The organism is Ruegeria sp. AD5, from assembly GCF_056542345.1.
On record NZ_JBQFZR010000002.1, the window covers coordinates 167,812 to 185,154 of the forward strand.

At 58.8% G+C, this 17,343-nt stretch carries 19 protein-coding genes; 7 read left to right on the forward strand and 12 right to left on the reverse strand.

Annotated features, from left to right (window positions below; genetic code table 11):
* Positions 1-49 precede the first annotated feature (49 nt).
* Genes ACR0JG_RS09390 through ACR0JG_RS09400 form a run of 3 tightly spaced genes read left to right on the forward strand, consistent with a single transcriptional unit; the run spans position 50 to position 2,328 of the window.
* Positions 50-763 (forward strand): ABC transporter permease, encoded by a 714-nt coding sequence (locus ACR0JG_RS09390; RefSeq protein ID WP_480569287.1) that lies wholly within the window; start codon positions 50-52, stop codon positions 761-763.
* Positions 756-1,490 (forward strand): ATP-binding cassette domain-containing protein, encoded by a 735-nt coding sequence (locus ACR0JG_RS09395; protein WP_170817653.1) that lies wholly within the window; start codon positions 756-758, stop codon positions 1,488-1,490. The genes ACR0JG_RS09390 and ACR0JG_RS09395 overlap by 8 nt, the downstream gene beginning before the upstream one ends.
* Before the next feature lie 22 nt (positions 1,491-1,512).
* The gene (locus ACR0JG_RS09400; RefSeq protein WP_480569290.1) at positions 1,513-2,328 is read left to right on the forward strand and encodes an ABC transporter substrate-binding protein; all 816 of its coding nucleotides are present in this window, start codon (positions 1,513-1,515) and stop codon (positions 2,326-2,328) included.
* Between the two features lie 39 nt (positions 2,329-2,367).
* Here ACR0JG_RS09400 and ACR0JG_RS09405 read toward each other — a convergent pair whose 3' ends face one another.
* The 10 genes from ACR0JG_RS09405 to ACR0JG_RS09450 form a co-directional block, all read right to left on the reverse strand.
* Complete coding sequence (locus tag ACR0JG_RS09405) at positions 2,368-3,240, reverse strand: substrate-binding domain-containing protein (RefSeq protein ID WP_480569293.1); 873 nt, start codon at positions 3,238-3,240, stop codon at positions 2,368-2,370.
* Positions 3,241-3,366 carry a hypothetical protein gene (locus ACR0JG_RS09410; protein WP_255612119.1) on the reverse strand — a complete coding sequence of 42 codons (126 nt, stop codon included), beginning with the start codon at positions 3,364-3,366 and terminating at the stop codon, positions 3,241-3,243.
* 13 nt (positions 3,367-3,379) lie between these two features.
* Positions 3,380-4,642 (reverse strand): c-type cytochrome, encoded by a 1,263-nt coding sequence (locus ACR0JG_RS09415; protein ID WP_480569296.1) that lies wholly within the window; start codon positions 4,640-4,642, stop codon positions 3,380-3,382.
* Entirely contained in the window at positions 4,643-5,851 is a 1,209-nt protein-coding gene (locus ACR0JG_RS09420) for a formate dehydrogenase subunit gamma (RefSeq protein WP_170735239.1), read from the reverse strand.
* A 73-nt stretch (positions 5,852-5,924) separates the two neighbouring features.
* Positions 5,925-6,518, reverse strand: coding sequence for a formate dehydrogenase FDH3 subunit beta (fdh3B, locus tag ACR0JG_RS09425; RefSeq protein ID WP_037307340.1), 594 nt, complete (start codon positions 6,516-6,518; stop codon positions 5,925-5,927).
* 11 nt (positions 6,519-6,529) lie between these two features.
* Positions 6,530-9,424 (reverse strand): formate dehydrogenase subunit alpha, encoded by a 2,895-nt coding sequence (locus ACR0JG_RS09430; protein WP_170393362.1) that lies wholly within the window; start codon positions 9,422-9,424, stop codon positions 6,530-6,532.
* Between the two features lie 105 nt (positions 9,425-9,529).
* Complete coding sequence (locus tag ACR0JG_RS09435) at positions 9,530-9,718, reverse strand: ubiquinol-cytochrome c reductase iron-sulfur subunit N-terminal domain-containing protein (protein WP_170393361.1); 189 nt, start codon at positions 9,716-9,718, stop codon at positions 9,530-9,532.
* 56 nt (positions 9,719-9,774) lie between these two features.
* Positions 9,775-10,386, reverse strand: coding sequence for a molecular chaperone TorD family protein (locus ACR0JG_RS09440; RefSeq protein ID WP_170393360.1), 612 nt, complete (start codon positions 10,384-10,386; stop codon positions 9,775-9,777).
* 4 nt (positions 10,387-10,390) lie between these two features.
* Entirely contained in the window at positions 10,391-10,972 is a 582-nt protein-coding gene (locus ACR0JG_RS09445) for a DUF3306 domain-containing protein (protein WP_480569300.1), read from the reverse strand.
* Entirely contained in the window at positions 10,969-11,523 is a 555-nt protein-coding gene (locus ACR0JG_RS09450) for a DUF3305 domain-containing protein (RefSeq protein WP_480569303.1), read from the reverse strand. Before ACR0JG_RS09450 ends, ACR0JG_RS09445 begins: the two co-directional genes overlap by 4 nt.
* 250 nt (positions 11,524-11,773) lie before the next feature.
* Here ACR0JG_RS09450 and ACR0JG_RS09455 point away from each other — a divergent pair, with 250 nt between their 5' ends.
* Entirely contained in the window at positions 11,774-13,729 is a 1,956-nt protein-coding gene (locus ACR0JG_RS09455) for a 4Fe-4S binding protein (protein WP_480571075.1), read from the forward strand.
* Here the strand turns inward: ACR0JG_RS09455 and ACR0JG_RS09460 are convergent.
* Entirely contained in the window at positions 13,723-14,451 is a 729-nt protein-coding gene (locus tag ACR0JG_RS09460; RefSeq protein ID WP_223118175.1) for a cytochrome c family protein, read from the reverse strand. The genes ACR0JG_RS09455 and ACR0JG_RS09460 overlap by 7 nt on opposite strands.
* Before the next feature lie 132 nt (positions 14,452-14,583).
* Here ACR0JG_RS09460 and ACR0JG_RS09465 point away from each other — a divergent pair, with 132 nt between their 5' ends.
* From ACR0JG_RS09465 to ACR0JG_RS09475, 3 genes are read left to right on the forward strand one after another with little or no spacing between them, the layout of a single operon-like run.
* Positions 14,584-15,645 carry an Mrp/NBP35 family ATP-binding protein gene (locus ACR0JG_RS09465; protein ID WP_170405176.1) on the forward strand — a complete coding sequence of 354 codons (1,062 nt, stop codon included), beginning with the start codon at positions 14,584-14,586 and terminating at the stop codon, positions 15,643-15,645.
* Positions 15,642-16,340 (forward strand): biotin/lipoate--protein ligase family protein, encoded by a 699-nt coding sequence (locus ACR0JG_RS09470; protein ID WP_480569308.1) that lies wholly within the window; start codon positions 15,642-15,644, stop codon positions 16,338-16,340. Before ACR0JG_RS09465 ends, ACR0JG_RS09470 begins: the two co-directional genes overlap by 4 nt.
* Positions 16,337-16,816 carry a DUF6505 family protein gene (locus tag ACR0JG_RS09475; RefSeq protein ID WP_480569311.1) on the forward strand — a complete coding sequence of 160 codons (480 nt, stop codon included), beginning with the start codon at positions 16,337-16,339 and terminating at the stop codon, positions 16,814-16,816. The genes ACR0JG_RS09470 and ACR0JG_RS09475 overlap by 4 nt, the downstream gene beginning before the upstream one ends.
* On the opposite strand, the gene ACR0JG_RS09480 is transcribed toward ACR0JG_RS09475, so the two are convergent.
* Positions 16,813-17,313, reverse strand: coding sequence for a flavin reductase family protein (locus tag ACR0JG_RS09480; RefSeq protein WP_170595890.1), 501 nt, complete (start codon positions 17,311-17,313; stop codon positions 16,813-16,815). The genes ACR0JG_RS09475 and ACR0JG_RS09480 overlap by 4 nt on opposite strands.
* Between the last annotated feature and the right edge of the window lie 30 nt (positions 17,314-17,343).

The window sequence follows — 17,343 nt, forward strand, 5'->3', positions numbered from 1 at the left end:
CCTGTAATTTATAGCATTTTGTCACAGCATACGGCATGAATGGTAGGAAATGCAGGGATTTGCATCAGAATTCACTCAGGCGCTCTCGCTGATCCTCGAAGGGGATGCAGAGCTGTGGGCAATTGTGTTGTTGTCGCTGCGTGTTTCGATCTTTGCTGTTCTGATTTCGGCGGTCATCGGGATGCCTATTGGGGCAGCTTTGGCCGTTGCGCGGTTTCCGGGACGGCGGGCGCTGATTATCCTTGTGAACGCTCTGATGGGGTTCCCACCAGTTGTCGTCGGTTTGCTGGCCTACCTGATGTTATCCCGATCCGGTCCTCTGGGGGTGCTGGAACTTCTCTACACTCCCACCGCAATGGTCATAGCGCAGGTGGTGCTGGTGACGCCGATCATGGCCGCACTTACCCGGCAGGTAGTCGAGATGCTGGCCGAAGAGTATTCTGAACAGCTTCGCTCGCTCGGCGTATCGCGGTTGGCTTCGATCCCGGTGCTGTTGTGGGACGCGCGTCTGGCTCTGGTCACCGCATTACTGGCCGGGTTTGGCCGGGCAATCGCCGAGGTAGGCGCAGTGATCATCGTAGGCGGCAATATCAATCACGTGACGCGCGTGATGACGACCACGATTGCGCTTGAGACTTCGAAGGGGAACTTGGCGCTGGCGCTGGCCTTGGGTGTGATCCTGATCGGTTTGGCCGTGGCGGTAAACGCGATGGTCAGCGCATTGACCCTGCGGGCCGAGCGGGAAGGGCTGCGCCATGCGTGATGTCGTGACCGAGGTGCCAGGCATGTTAGAGGTCCAAGGGTTGCACATTGCACGCGAAGGCAAGGTGCTGCTCGATGTCCCGCATTTGTGCCTGGATGGCGCGGGTCCGACCATGATCTTGGGTCCAAACGGCGCTGGCAAAAGTCTGTTGCTGCGTTGTCTGCATGGTCTGATTCAACCCGACAGCGGGCGTGTCTGTCAGGACGGTGTTGTGTTGAATGCAGCCCACAAAGCGCGGCAGGCGATGGTGTTTCAAAGCCCCGTGTTGCTGCGCCGCTCGGTCGCGGCCAATCTGGACTTTGTGCTAAAGCGGAAATCGATGCCCCGTGCCTTGCGCGGGCATCGTATCGAAGCTTTGCTGGCCGAAGGAGGACTGGATGGTAAAGCACGTCAATCCGCGCGCTCGCTGTCTGGTGGCGAGGCGCAAAGGTTGGCGATCCTGCGCGCGTTGGCCTTAGACCCCAAGACCTTGTTCCTGGACGAACCCACCAGCGCATTGGATCCAAGTGCTATGCAGATGATCGAACGGATGGTCTTGCGCGCCTCGGCCCGGGGTGTGCGCATCGTGATGGTGACGCATGACATCGGGCAGGCGCGGCGCCTGGCATCTGACATCGTGATGATGCAGGCAGGGCGTGTGGTGGAACACGGAAGGGCGCAGCAGGTTCTGGAAGCCCCCAAAAGCAACGAGTCGCGCCGGTATCTGGCTGGCGGTCTGGTAACCTGATTAACAGAGATGGAGACTTCGAATGATCCCTGATTTCGTTCGGGCATCAATTGTCGCGCTTGGGCTGACCGCAGGCGCAGGTTTGGCCGAAGAACCCTTTATCGTTGTGCAATCAACGACCTCGACGCAGAATTCGGGTCTGCTGGACTATATCCTGCCGGGGTTCGAGGCTGAAACAGGTATCGATGTACGCGTTGTAGCCGTCGGGACCGGTCAGGCAATCAGGAACGCAATCAACGGGGATGGCGATGTTCTTCTGGTTCATTCCAAGCCCGCCGAAGAGCAGTTTGTGGCAGACGGTTGGGGCATCGAACGGTTCGATGTCATGTACAATGATTTTGTATTGGTTGGCCCGAAATCTGATCCAGCCGAAATTGCCGGTGGCAACGACATTGTAACCGCTTTGACCGCTTTGGCCGAAGCGAAACTGCCGTTTGCCTCGCGCGGTGATGATAGCGGCACTCACAAAGCCGAGATGCGCTATTGGGAGGCGACCGGCATTGACCCGACGGAGGCCTCGGGGACTTGGTATCGCGAGACCGGATCGGGGATGGGGGCAACGCTGAACGTGGCCAGCGGCATGGACGCGTATGCTCTGACCGACCGGGCGACTTGGTTGTCTTTCGGAAACCGGGGCAATCTGGAGGTCTTGGTCGAGGGCGATCCGCGCCTGTTTAACCAATATGGTGTAATCCTCGTGAACCCTGAAAAGCACTCCGGCGTTCGCGCCGCTGCCGGGCAAAGGTTTATCGACTGGCTTATCGGCCCTGATGGACAGGCGGCGATTGCGTCTTACACGCTGGATGGTGAGCAGTTGTTTTTTCCAAACGCACAGTAAGTTCGCCTCGGGTTGGCGCAACAAGGAATGGACGACGGATCAGCCACTGGCGCCGTTGTGGTGGATCCGACCCAGATTTGCGAGATCATAGCCGCCTAGTTCATCAGCGCGTTCGGTAAAACGCTCGGATTTCAAAAACCGGGTCAGCGTCTGCATGGGGGCCTCGAAGAAGGCGCGGCGCCAGATTGCAAGGTCCAGACGCTCGGAATGGGTGGGCACGAAACTCAGCCCGTACGGGCGCGCCAATGCACCGAGGCCAAAACCAACCTCTGCCTTGCCGTCACGCAGGGCGGTGGCCAGCTCTTCTTCGGTGCGGGCGCAAACGGGCAGGGTGTTCAGATCATCACGACCCAGACCGTGGGCGTCGAGCAGTGCATCGAACAGACGCTGGCTGGCGGCGCTGTCTTGCCGCAGAATGATCCGTCTGCCTTTCAGATCCTGAAACCCCGAGATGTCCGAAGTGCCGGGTGCCAGCAACAGGCCGCGCTGCCGGTTGGCAATCTGGTAGAGGATCACAGGTGCCTCGCCCATCGTGTCGCGCAGGGTCTGAGTGTTGAAGCCTTCCGGTTCGTGGATATGCAAGGCCGCCGCCTGTGCGCTGCGCTCCGCAAGACGATTCAGCCCGTCGAAAGACCCATCATAGTAAGTCGCAAGCCCAGAGCCGCTTTCCCGCAAAGCCCAGTCCAGCAGGGGATCGTGGCTACCTGCCACGATCGGCGGCAGGGGTGGTTCGACGACATCGGGGCCAGAGCGTGAGGCGTTGAGCCACGCTATGATCTCGGCTTTTGGGAACAACAGCTTGCCCATGGCGCGTACACAGGGGATTTCGCCCGAGGATGCCAGATCATAGGCCTTCCGCTCACCAATGCGCAGCAGATCCGCCAATTCGCGGGTGGTCAGGTATTGCGGCATTCAGTCGAGGCGTACAGCCGAACCGGACGTCTTGTCGGCGGCGCTGAAACCGAATTGATCCAGCGTGTAAGGAGCGGCGACAGTGATCACGACCATCGCGGCGACGGCGGTCAGAAAGGCTTTCATGTTCTCCTCCGGCTCAATCCTGCGGTGCGGTGGCGCTGCGCAGGAACGCGACCAGATCTAACCGGTCCTGTGCTTGCGTGATCCGCTGCATTGGCATCTTTGACCCCGGAATGTAGTGGTCCGGGCCTTCGTCGAAAAGAGCATTTATTGTCTCTTCATTCCAAATAATATCAGAGTCTTGCAGCGTATCCGAGTACAAATAATCGGGCAATGTGCCCGCCTTCCGCCCAAAGATGTCGTGCAAGGTAGGGCCTGCACGTCGACCCCCATCCGGCGTCAGGCTGTGACAGATCGAACATTTGCGCGCAAATTGCCGTTCTCCGTTGCCCATCTCGCTTGGGTCTTTCAGAAAGCTGGGTTCGGCAGCGGCCATCTGTTCGCGATCGCCCAGTGCTGAAACGGGCCAGCTGTACATTGCCTCATCAATGCCGCCTGCGTGAAGATTTTGACCATCGGCAGAAAAAGCGAGCGCCCAAACCGGACCGCGCAAGGTGGCACGGAAATCTTGTGCAATGCGCCATTCAGCCGTGTCGATGACCATTATAAAGCCCTCACCATCGCCGACAGCCAACAGCTTGCGATCGGGGCTCAATGCCATGGCGAGGATCGGGCGCCGATCCAACGTAAAGTCATGTTCTTCTTCGGTGGTGAGGCTCAGGATGCGTGTCACTCCATCGACGGTACCGTAGGCGATCCAGTTGTCTTGTGCGTTCAGGACCAATTCATTGATGCCAAAACCATGCTCGATCAGGCGATTTGTTTCCTGACCGCTGGCGACATCCCAGATACGCAACGCTCCGTCGACACCTGCCGAATAAAGCTGCTTTCCGTCCGGCGTAAAAACAACTGCATTCACCCCGCTGCCGATTGGCCCAAGCAGGGTCGGCTCGGACCCGTCCACCGGCCACAGGCCGATGGTGCCATCCCAGCTGGCCGTCGCGATATGAGTTTTCGACGCTGCAATGCCGATAATCTTGCCTTTGTGCTGCCCGACTACATCGCCGCCGGGCCAGCGGCGGAGGGTGAAGTCATCCCCGGCAGAATAGATTGCAGTGCCATTGAAAACGACCGAGTTCACTGCCGCTTCGTGCCCCTCCAGCCATTCCGGTGTCTGTCCGGTCCAGAGACCGACCGAATTGTCGAAACTGGCCGTTGCGATACGCCCATCCGGTGCCGAAGCGATCCCCATGATCGGCCCGCCATGGCCTTTGAGCGTGAAAAACTCGGACCAGGCGGGCAGGGGGGTCAAAACAAGCGCAAGAGCGAGCCAGCGCATCTATTCTGCAGGTGAGGCCGCTGCCTTGCCCGCCTCTTTTTCTTGCACCTCTTCCAGCCACAGCGAGTGGTGCTCGCGTGCCCATTGTTCTTCGACTTCACCGGTGCCCATGGCGTCAAACGCACCCTCCATGCCAACCGAGCCAAGGTAGATATGGGCGATGATGATGGCGATGAACACGTAGGCGACCATGACATGCCAGACTTGGGCATATTGCATCTCTTCCTGCGGTGACATCTGCACTGGCAGGTTCAGACCCAACGCCTGCGGAATACCTGTCGAGTTGGCGATTGAGAAGGTTTTGGCGAACATCGGCAGCTCGAACGGGAATAGCAGCGACAGGCCTGACAGGCTGATAGAGACACCCAGTAGAATGCAAGCCCAGAAGATTATCTTTTGACCCGCATTGAATTTCTTGGCTGGTGGATGGCTGTCTTTGGTGAACAAGCCCCCTCCGGCGGCCAACCATTTCAGGTCGGTCTTGTTGGGGATGTTATGGGCAATCCAATTTATGGTGATGATTATCAGTCCCAGCATGAAGGCCCATGCGAGGTTGTTGTGAAGCCACTTGCACCCTTGCGCGATAGTGGCGAACCCTTCTTTGCCAAAGACCGGGATCAAGAAATCGCGGCCATAAAGGGTCAGCAGGCCTGTGATGCCGAGCACAAGGAACGACCCGGCAAAGAGCCAGTGACCGAAACGTTCGAAACTGTTGAAACGAAGGACCGTGCGGCCGGTTTTTTCTCCGTCGATGCGGATTTTTCCTCGGATCAGAAAGAAAAGCACAATGATCGCAAGCATTCCGCCCAGAATGTAGGTTCCATATTCACGCAACAGGCCAGTTCGGAAGTTCAACCACCACATGCCGCCGTCTTGAATCAGCACGCTGTCCGCAGGTCCCTGGGATGAAACGGTGACGTCCGCAGATCCGTAACGCAGCGCGCGGTAGACGTCACTGTCAGAGGCAACACCACGGGTGCCGAACTGTCCCAGCAGGCCTTCAACATTGCCCTGACCGGTGTTTTCAGACCTGTAGCTGTTGTCGACCTTCTCGCCACGCTGGCGGGCCAGAATGTCCTCAAGCGTGGTCGCGCCGCCGGTTGTAGACCGGTCGGTCGAATCCGCAGGGGCGGCCCCCTCACTGGTTTGAGCGCCCGCAACTTGGGTCAGCGTTAGCGAAAGCAGGAAAGCGATGAATAAGCGCAACATCGGAACCTCAATAAAAATCCAATGCAGGATGACCCACATCTGCGGGTCATCCGTTTTGCTTTGGTAGACGGGGTCAGCCGTCTTTCTGATCGTAGGCCGTGCCCCAACCCCAAGCGCCCGAACCAAATCCGCGCGCGACGACACGCTCACGGTAAATAGCCGAGACCACGTCGCCATCGCCGGCGAGCAGGGCCTTGGTAGAACACATCTCGGCGCAGATGGGCAATTTGCCCTCTGCGATCCGGTTGCGACCGTATTTGGCGAACTCTGCGGTCGAGTGCGTTTCCTCGGGGCCGCCAGCACAGAAGGTACATTTGTCCATCTTGCCTCGCGATCCGAAGTTGCCCGCCTGCGGGTATTGCGGCGCGCCGAAGGGGCACGCATAGAAGCAATAGCCGCAGCCAATGCACAGGTCCTTGGAGTGCAGGACGACCCCTTCTTCGTTCTGATAGAAGCAGTCGACCGGGCACACCGCCATGCAGGGCGCATCCGAACAATGCATACAGGCCACCGAGATCGAGCGTTCACCCGGATTGCCGTCATTGATCGTCACCACCCTGCGGCGGTTGATGCCCCACGGCACCTCGTGCTCGTTCTTACACGCGGTTACGCAGGCGTTACACTCGATGCAGCGTTCAGCGTCGCAGAGAAACTTTGCTCTAGCCATTATCGTCCTCCTTACGCTGACCAGATTTTGCAGAGAGTCGCTTTGGTCTCTTGCATCTGGGTCACTGAATCATAGCCATAGGTCTGGGCGGTGTTGGTACTTTCACCCAGCACATAGGGGTCTGCACCAGCAGGATACTTGTGCCGCTGGTCTTCGCCCTGGAAATGGCCGCCAAAGTGGAAGGGCATGAAGGCGACACCGGCACCGACCCTGTTGGTCAGCATCGCCATCACCTTGACCTTGCCGCCTTCCGGACCTTCGACCCAGACCTGCGATCCGTCACGAATACCAAGGTTATTGGCATCGCGCGGATTGATCTCGACGAACATGTCCTGCTGCAGCTCGGCCAGCCACGGGTTCGACCGCGTCTCATCGCCGCCACCTTCATATTCGACCAGACGACCAGACGTGAGGATTATCGGGTAATCCTTAGAAAAGTCGTTCTTTTGAATCGACGCATAAAGGGTAGGTAGACGATAGGCCTGACGGTCATCGTAGGTTGGATAGTCCTCCACCAGATCGCGCCGGTTCGTGTAAAGCGGCTCGCGGTGCAGTGGGATCGGATCCGGGAAGGTCCATACGACCGCGCGTGCCTTTGCGTTCCCGAAGGGCGCACAGCCATGGGCAATCGCGACCCGCTGGATACCGCCGCTAAGGTCGGTTTTCCAGTTGGTCTCTGGTCCCGCTACGGCGTCGATGGCCGCACGTTCCTCAGCCGTCAGGTCACCGTCCCAGCCAAGGTCCATCAGCATCTGCATCGTGAATTCCGGATAACCATCCTGAATTTCCGAACCAACGCTATAGACCCCTTCGGCCAGCAGGTTGTCGCCGTCACGTTCCACTCCGAAACGGGCGCGGAAGGTCAGGCCACCTTCGGCCACCGGTTTGGACATATCATACAGGTTTGGTGTCCCAGTATGACCCATCTCAGCCGTTCCCCAGCAGGGCCAGGGCAGACCGTAATATTCGCCGTCGTTTGGTCCACCGATGGCTTGCAGCGTGGTTCTGTCGAACGTGTGCTGGTTGGCCATATGGCTTTTCAGACGTTCCGGCGACTGACCGGTATAGCCGATGGTCCAGAGGCCCGAGTTGAACTCACGCGTGATGCTTTCAACATTCGGGGTTTCGGGATCTTCCATCTCGATATTGCGGAAGAACCGATCCGCCCAGCCGAACTTGTTGGCGAACTTGGCCATGATGACCTCGTCCGGCAGGCTTTCGAACAGAGGTTCGACCACGCGGTCCCGCCACTGCAGCGATCGGTTCGAGGCCGTGACCGAGCCGCGGGTTTCGAACTGCGTACAGGCGGGCAGCAGATAGACGCCATCGGTGCGGTCATGCAGCACGGCCGAGACGGTGGGATACGGGTCGATCACGACCAGCATGTCCAGCTTCTCCATCGCCGTCTTCATTTCCGTCATCCGGGTCTGCGAGTTGGGCGCGTGGCCCCACAGAACCATGGCGCGGACATTGTTGTCCTGATCCATGTTAGCTGGGTCTTCGAGAACACCGTCGATCCAGCGGGAGACCGGGATGCCGCGCTCATTCTGCAGCGGTTTATCCTTGCCCTCCTTATCCTTGATCGTGGCGAACTGGCCTGCAAGCCACTCGGGCTCTTCACCCCAGACTCGTGCCCAGTGACCCCATGCGCCTTTGGATAAGCCATAGTAGCCGGGCAGGGTGTGGGACAGAACACCAAGGTCCGTCGCGCCTTGCACGTTGTCATGGCCGCGGAAGATGTTGGTGCCACCACCCGAGGTGCCCATGTTGCCAAGCGCAAGCTGAAGCACGCAGTAGGCGCGAGTGTTGTTGTTGCCGTTGGTGTGCTGCGTACCACCCATGCACCATACAACGGTACCGGGGCGGTTGTTCACCATGGTCCTTGCGACGCGGCGCAGCTGCGAGCCGGGCGTGCCGGTGACACGTTCAACCTCATCCGGGTTCCACTTGGCAACCTCTTCACGGATTTGGTCCATCCCCCAGACACGGGTGCGGATAAACTCTTTGTCCTCCCAGCCGTTGTCGAAGATGTGCCACAGGATACCCCAGATCAGAGCGACGTCGGTACCGGGGCGGAAGCGGACATATTCATCCGCATGGGCCGCGGTGCGCGTAAAGCGCGGGTCACAGACGATTAAAGGCGCATTGTTCTGCTCTTTCGCACGCAGGATATGCAGCAGCGAGACGGGGTGCGCCTCGGCCGGGTTACCACCGATGATGAAGATGGCCCGGCTGTTGTGCATGTCGTTGTACGAATTGGTCATGGCGCCGTAGCCCCATGTATTCGCAACACCCGCGACAGTGGTCGAGTGGCAGATACGCGCCTGATGGTCCACGTTGTTCGTGCCCCAATAGGCGGCGAACTTGCGGAACAGATAGGCCTGTTCGTTATTGTGCTTCGCAGACCCCAGCCAGTACACGCTGTCCGGCCCGGATTCTTCGCGGATGCTCATCATGCCATCGCCGATCTCGTTGATCGCCTCTTCCCAGCTGATGCGCTTCCACTCGCCACCTTCCTTTTTCATCGGATATTTCAGGCGGCGCTCGCCATGGGCGTGCTCGCGGACCGAGGCCCCCTTGGCGCAGTGTGCACCCAGATTGAATGGGCTGTCCCAGCCGGGTTCTTGCCCGATCCAGACTCCGTTCTGTACCTCGGCAACGACCGTGCAGCCGACCGAGCAGTGAGTGCATACGGATTTGATATTCTCAACGGCGGTGTTTGCCGCTGTCTGGGCACTGGCGGGTGTCACGGTTCCACCCGTGGCGCTGATCGCGGCAAGGCCGCCGATCGTCAGGCCCGAGCCACGCAAGAATGCGCGGCGATCGACGGTTTTCTCGCCGACCTGGGACAGGATACTTGTCCGCTGGGGGCGTCTCGCAACCCCGTTGGTCTTTTTCCTAAGCATTTCTTTCCTCCCTTGCTGGCCATGTAACCCATGGCTGGCTTGGTACTTCGCGAAACCGACTTCAGGGCCAATCGCAACCGTCAGTCGGGTATGACTACGTCCGGGTCAGAACCGGGCGCTGTCGAGGTATGCGCGCGTGTGCGCGGTGTCCTGCATCCGGGTTTCGTCCGTCGGCAGTTCGGCTGCTTCGGCTTTCCCAGACAGGCTGGCGGCGGCTACAGCAGCGGGCGCTGCGGTTCCGGCCAGTTTCAGGAAGTCGCGGCGGGTTGCGCCTTCTTCCTTGGTCTTGCTCATGGGCTCCTCCTGTCCCAATTGCGGTTTGGTGCCTAAAGGCACCGGCGAGTGGCGGGCTAGGCCGCCGTCATTCGAAAGGCTTCACGTTCGATCTCCATGAACACCCGACCAGCCGTGCCGACCGAGGCGTAGAGAACCGAGTTCTCGGCACCTTCCAAATCCGAATAGAAATGCGCGGCCCATGGCCCGATATGTTTGCTCCAGAACGCCTTTTGATCTTCCAGCGTGGCGGGCGCGCCGAACCGACCGACGATCATGCCCGCCATCATTTCCATTAGCGAGGCGATGTTGTCTTCGGGTTCATATACATTCTGCGCCCGGGTGATGCCCCGCGCGGCCATGTCATTGCGCAGCTGCGCCAGGGGTTTTTCGTTCAGAAATCCCGTCAGGTAGAAAGAGGCATAAGGCAGCAGTTCGCCTCGGCCCAATCCGATGAAAAGTGCGTTGAATTCGCGCTCTGCGGCGGCAGGCTTGGTCACCTTGGCCACCCGTGCCATTGCCTGAATGGCCTGACCTAGATCCGAGTCATCACCGCTTAGCCCGGCCATCTGATCCAAAAGCAACTGATCGGGTGGACCGGCCAATAGCAGGCCAAGAAAATTATAGAAATCCGCACGCAGACGATCCTCAGTTGAGATATCCAATGTTTGCGCGTTGTCTGCGGTCATAGAGTTATCCTTCGAATTCGAATTTCATACGGCGTGGAGCAGGGGTGAGTTCGATTTCCTCTGGCTCTTCCATTTCAACCATCTGTGGGGCTTCCGGTTCTGGTTCGACGGCGTTGATCGGTTCTTCACCTGACTCGATCGCCTCGGGCATGTCAGCTTCTGTTTCTGCTTCGGACATTTCTGCCTCGGCAGCGAGCGCTTCGACATGCGCCAACATACCCTTGCCAACCTGATACGCGGTCTGGATGTTCTCAATCACGCAAGCCGCATCGGTATAATCCTCGCCGTAATCGACCAGCCCGTCGACATTGGCCAGAACAGGATTTAACCGCCATAGGCGCCGCAAGGCGCGGCGGCGCAGACGGTCAGGTACAGCTTTGGCCATGAAGCCCGAGACATCATCGCCGGCTTCCAGTGTATCGGGATCGGGCAGATCAAACTCGACCAGAATTTCAGCGTCGCTTTTTTCCTCCAGCTCAGCTTGCCGCGTTGTGATGATCTGTTCCTCTGCGGCCAGAGCTTCTTCTTCGGTCTCGGCCTGAACGGCGGCCTTGCGGCGGGACCAGAAATCGCGGGCCTGGGTCATTGCAGCACCCGACGCGGAGCCCGGTAGACATCTGAATCCTGCCGGATTCGTGCATCGCCCTTGCCGTCTTCCACCAGATCGGTGCGTTTCTTGTCCCGTTTACGTTTTATGAACACCTCGTCCTGATGATGCTGCAGGGTGAAATCGCGGAGCCATGCAATCAACCCTTCGGTCATCGGAATCTTCTCAACGATCTCTTCGCCGGTATCCGCATAATCCTGCCCCTCGAACGGTGAGGCGGTGATCAATACGGCATTCAGGGGTGTTTCGCCTTTCAGCTCATCCCGCAAAACCAGGTACAGCGAAGGTTGACCGTCCGACAGGTTGACCATGTAGGCTTCGGTTTCATCGGCCCAGAGGGTGAGGGGCAGGGAGGCTGCATGGTATTCGATGGCCTCACCTTCACGTCGCAACTCTTGCCAGTCGGCAGGCTTTGCACCTGGCAAAACAGCAACCGCGCGCCAGTTCCAACGCGCCCAGCGTGTCACCCCGGGTGTTCTGCGCACGACGACGCCAATTGTCATTTCAGTCCGGCTTGCGGCCTTGGCCACTGGCTCCTCCCCGGAAGGCTCTCCCCTGCCTTCCATTGATGTACTATGTTACATAAATTGGCGACCTGCCAAGTCTAGTTTCGCCTAATATGAGACATTCACTTAGAGTTTATTCCCAACTTCAGGTTTTGATGGCGATTTGTGATGAAAAATAATGCACATATCGGGATTTTCTCTGATGCTTCGCATTGCCTCGGCGCGGATTGGGTCTAAGCTGCTGATGGGGCAGAACGCAGCGTCGGGAGGGGAAATGGCCAGCAAGCTCATATTGTGTGATTGCGAGGGGACGCAGTCCCTGAACGCAGATGGTATTTCTGCAGCCTGCGATACGGAGTGCTCGAAGGTGCATACCGCCCTTTGTACGCGCCAGATTCAAACTGCCGCCGAGTTGATGACGGGCGATGAGCAGGTGGTGTTTGCCTGCGCTCAGGAAAGTGCAGTTTTTAGCGAGCTTGCCGAGGAACTGGGTGTTGAAGCGCCCGGATTTGTCGATCTGCGCGACCGAGCTGGCTGGTCCGAACAGGGGACCGATGCAACCCCCAAAATGGCTGCGCTCGCGGCTGAGGCATTACTGCCGCAGCCAGTGACCCCAAGTTTCGATGTCATCAGTGAAGGAACCTGCTGTATTGTCGGGCCTGGAGAGGTTGTCTTTCCGTTGGCCGAACAGCTGTCCGCTGTGTTGGCCGTGACTGTGCTTTTGGTTGACGATGCAGAACCGCTAAGCCGCAACTATGACGTTGCGCGCGCACGAATACGCAGACTGACCGGCGCGCTGGGCGGATTTGTTTGGCATCTGGATCAGGTGCAGCAACTAGATCCCGGTGGACGCGGAGAATTTGGTTGGAGCGCACCCCGTGACGGTGCAACGTCGCGTTGCGACATTGTCGTTGATCTGACCGGAGCAACACCTTTGGTAAACGCCCCCGAAAAGCGCGAGGGGTACTTGCGCGCTGATCCTCGCGATGCGGTGGCCGTCGCGCGTCTTGCTTTTGAAGCGGTGCAACTGGTCGGGACCTTTGAAAAACCGCTCTATGTCCGATTGGATGAGACGCTTTGCGCCCATTCGCGAGCGGAACAAACGGGGTGTTCAAACTGTCTGGACGTCTGCCCGACCGGTGCGATCACACCGGCTGGCGATCATGTAGCCATTGATCCGATGATTTGCGCCGGGTGCGGTGCGTGTTCGGCGTTGTGCCCGTCGACTGCTATCACATATGAAGATCCTCCGGTCTCGGCGGTATTGTCGCGGATGCACATACTGGCCCGGACCTTCCGGCGCGCGGGCGGCGTTGCACCGCGATTACTAGTGCACGATGCCCATGGGGCGCAGATGATCCGGATGGCGGCCCGGTTTGGACGAGGACTGCCAGCGGATGTCATTCCGCTGGAGCTGAACGTGGTTTCGGGCTTTGGACATGCCGAGATGCTCGCAGCGCTGGCGCATGGCTTTGCGCGCGCCGATATCCTGATTAGCCCTAAGACCGAACGGGACGCGCTTGATCGTGAATTAGAGCTGGCTCGGGCTATCGCAGTGCAAGACGCACTGAGTCTGATTGATGAAACCGACCCGGATGCGCTGGCAGATCTGCTTTATGCGCAGAATGTTCCGCAGCCATTGGCCGATCCGGTGCTTCCACTGGGTAATCGTCGTCAAATAGCGCGTCTGGCGGCGCAAGCTTTGAACCCGGAGGTCGAGGTGCCGCTGGCCCTGCCCGAGGGCGCGCCTTATGGCGCGATTGCGGTGAATACCGACACCTGTACACTGTGCCTGAGTTGCGTGTCCCTTTGCCCATCGGGGGCGCTGATCGATAACCCGGACAAGCCGCAGTTGAATTTCCAGCAGGACGCCTGCCTGCAATGCGGGATTTGCCGAACGATCTGCCCAGAACAGGCGATCACACTAGTGCCCCAGCTTGATCTGAGCGACCAAGCGCTGTCACAACAGGTGGTGAATGAAGAGGAACCCTTTGAATGCGTCGAATGCGGCGCAGCGTTTGGCGTTAAATCAACGGTTGAGCGGATCATGGAAAAGTTGTCGGGCACACATCCGATGTTCGCGACCTCGGATCAGGCGCGGATGATCCAGATGTGCGACAATTGCCGGGTGAACGCCCAGTTCCATAGCGCTGACAATCCGTTTCAATCCGCCCCCAGACCACGGGTTGTCACAACGGATGATTACCTTTCAAAGCGCAAGGATCACTGAAGTTGCAGTGGCGCGCCCAGATCGGCGGCGCGCATGGCGGTCACGAAAGCCAGAATTGCTTCGAGGTCATCCAGGCTCATCTCGACCGGATGGATCGGCGAGGGGCGCTCGGGCGGGAAAGGTTCGGTGATGCCCTCGATCTGCGTGAAAGCTGGGTGTGGGTTCAGGGCAAAGAACGCCTGAAACCGTTCCGACCAGTCGGGCATTGCGCGCAGCACTGCGAAAGACGGGGTCGAACCCAGCCCGTTCATCCGATTCTTTGGGCCAATTACGTGGCACCGGCCACAATGGGTCATCGACAGATCTTCGCCAAGCAGCGCGTTTCCGTCGACCACGACCTCTTTGGTAACAGTGGCAGTTTCGAAACTTGCGCTAAAGGGCGTGCCCTCGTCGGGGATGAAGTTTTCAACCGTCCGTCTGCCAATGTCGGAAAGTAGCCATTCACGAAACCTTACCTGCTTGGCGCTGTCGTCGATTCGTAGATGATAGACCACCCCGTCACGGGCAAAGACCGGATCGCCGGGCGAACTCGGGGCCAGTGACATGACGCCGCTTTCATCCGCAACAACACGTATTCCGGTCTTGAGAGAAAAGCGCGGAAGAATATGTTGCAAAAGACCTGAGTTTGTCACCTCATCCGGGGCGGCAAGGCCCAATGCCTCTTGCGACCAAGAGGGGGTGGCGGTGAGCGTCAGGCTCAGGCACAACAGGACAAAGCGCATGGTTAAGCCTAACGGTGGCTGACCCGATGCGTCAAATGTACAAAATGAGACGGAGACACATGCAATGAGCGGCGACTATATTCTGTCGATACGCAAGGCGCCCAGCGCGGGGCGGATCAAGGGGAAGACGGCATGAGCATCCGTGATGCAGTTCTAGCGAACTTAAAGAAGATTACCGATCCTGTTTCTGGTCAGGATATTGTGAGCGCGGGTATCGTGCGTGCATTGAATGTTGAAGGTGATACCGTTCGGTTTGTGCTGGAGATCGATCCCAAACAGGCCGAGAAGATGGAGCCCGTACGCGCCACAGCCGAACAGGCGGCGCAGATGGTTGATGGTGTTTCCAAGGTCTCGGCAATGTTGACCGCGCATTCGGACAAGGCGCCGCCTGATTTGAAGCCCAAGCCCAAGCCCTCACAAACCGGACCGCAGGCCGTTCCCGGTGTGGACCGGATCATCGCGGTTGCGTCGGGCAAGGGTGGCGTGGGCAAGTCCACCGTGTCGGCTAACCTCGCCTGCGCGCTGGCTGCTGAAGGCCGTCGCGTAGGCCTGTTGGACGCAGACGTATATGGCCCTTCACAACCCCGGATGCTGGGTGTGTCGGGGCGACCGGCCAGCCCAGATGGCAAGACGATCCTGCCGCTGCGCAATCACGGTGTCACCATGATGTCGATGGGGTTAATGACCAACGAAGGGCAGGCGGTTGTCTGGCGCGGCCCCATGCTGATGGGCGCCTTGCAGCAGATGATGAGTCAGGTGCAATGGGGCGCATTGGATGTGTTGATCGTTGATCTGCCCCCCGGAACCGGCGATGTGCAACTGACGCTGAGCCAGAAGTTTCAGGTGGATGGAGCCATTGTCGTCTCAACCCCACAGGATGTTGCTTTGATCGACGCCCGCAAGGGGATCGATATGTTCAACCAGCTCAAGACGCCCATTGTTGGGATGATCGAAAATATGTCGACGCATATTTGCTCGAATTGCGGACACGAAGAACATGTCTTTGGCCATGGCGGTGTTGCCTCAGAAGCCGAGGCGCTGGGCGTGCCATTGCTAGGGGAAATTCCGTTGCATCTGGATATCCGAGTTGCCGCCGACGGGGGTGCCCCCATCGTTGTCAGCAAACCTGACAGCCCGCAAGCCGAAGCCTTCCGCAAGATCGCCCGCGACATGATTGCCAAGGGCAACGCGTGACCCAGCCGGTCTTTCCCCCATTGCTCAAAGGGCAACCTGCCAAGGCTGGCGAAGACCCGTTCGAGCGTGCCCAGGCGATGGCAGCGCTGGGCTGTGACGCGGGAACTGTGGTCCACAATATTCAGGCGGATCGTCTGCGCGTTGCGATTGTATTCGCGCCCGAGGTTCCGTTGCAGGATGCTATGGCGATGCTGCCGCTTTGTGCTGTCGGGTTCCAGAATGCGCTGGGAGCGCTGGCCCCGCCCGAGGTCGCGGTGCACTTGGGTTGGGATGGGCTGATCTGTGTAAACGGTGCAAAATGTGGGACAATAAAAGTCTCAGCCTCGTCTGCCGAGGTGGATGAGGTTCCCGATTGGCTGATCGTTGGTTGGGAACTGGCCTTGCTTCAAACCAGCGATGCACCGGGGGAAACACCGGATGTTACCTCGCTCTATGATGAAGGATGCGCCGAGGTTTCTGCGACGCAGTTGGTCGAGAGCTGGTCGCGTCACATGTTGACCTGGTTGAACCGCTGGAGCGAGGACGGTAACGCGCCGCTTCACGCAGAGTGGATGGGGCTGCTGCGCGGTGTCGGAGAACCTATTGGAGAAGGGGGTGTCTTTCTGGGCACGGACGAGCGCTTCGGTATGCTGATCCGCGACGGCGCGGACACACATTTACGCCCGCTGACAGAATTATTGGAGACCGCCAGATGAAACTCGCCCGTGCTATCCATTTTGATGAAAGCGATATGAACGTGTTTCATTCACCCGCAAGAACCGGTGAATGGTGCATCTCGGGCGGATTCGAGTTTTCGAACTGGAGTGAGGCTGATCTGGAAGGCAAGGCGCGTCAGGCCTTTGCCAATGGATGGCTGGGGCTTGAAACCTTCGGGCGCGTTACATTTGTTGCCGTCACACAAGTCGAGCAGGCCGAGATTGACCAGATCACGCAATATCTGGCCGAGCATTTCGTGCAATTCTACGGCGCGCCTTCGGTTGAAGCCGCGTTAGAAGTGGCGCAGGCCGAAGTCTCACATATGTCCGAGCTGTGCGAAGATCATGCCCCGAACACATTGCTGACCGTCGCCCGAGAGCTGACGGGGGCAGGGGTGCACGAGGCATTCCGCGTGATCGCCCCGCAAGAGACGCAACTTGAAGCGTTGGCCGTCCACGGCTCGCTGGACGATTAGATCAGATCGGCGAAGCCGCCGAATTGTCCGCGCTTGAAGATCAGCCCTTGACCTGGGCGATGCATGACCTGTTCAACATGACCAACAAGGATCAGGTGGTCACCTGCCTCATGACGGGCCGACAGGCGGCAATCGAAGCGGGCGAGGCATTCCGCAAGTCGGGGGCGTCCGGCGTCATCCTCCTGCCAATCCGCATGGGAAAAATCGAACCCGTTTCGCGCGAATTGCAATGCTTGGTCGTGCTGGTCCTGCGCCATTACGTGGATCGCGTAATGTTCGCAGTTGTGGAACGCGTCGTACCGGTTCGAATCCCGATCAAGACACCACAGGACCAGCGGCGGGTCCAGCGATACAGACGCAAATGAGTTCACCGTTATTGCTGCGGGGCCCTCGGAGGTATTTGTGGTCACAACGGTGACGCCGGTGCCGAAACAGCCCAGGGCCTCGCGAAAGGCAAGGCTTTGCTCGGGGCTGGGAATGAAAGTTTTTTCCGTCATCGCGCGCTCGTACATGGGCCTGTCTCAGGT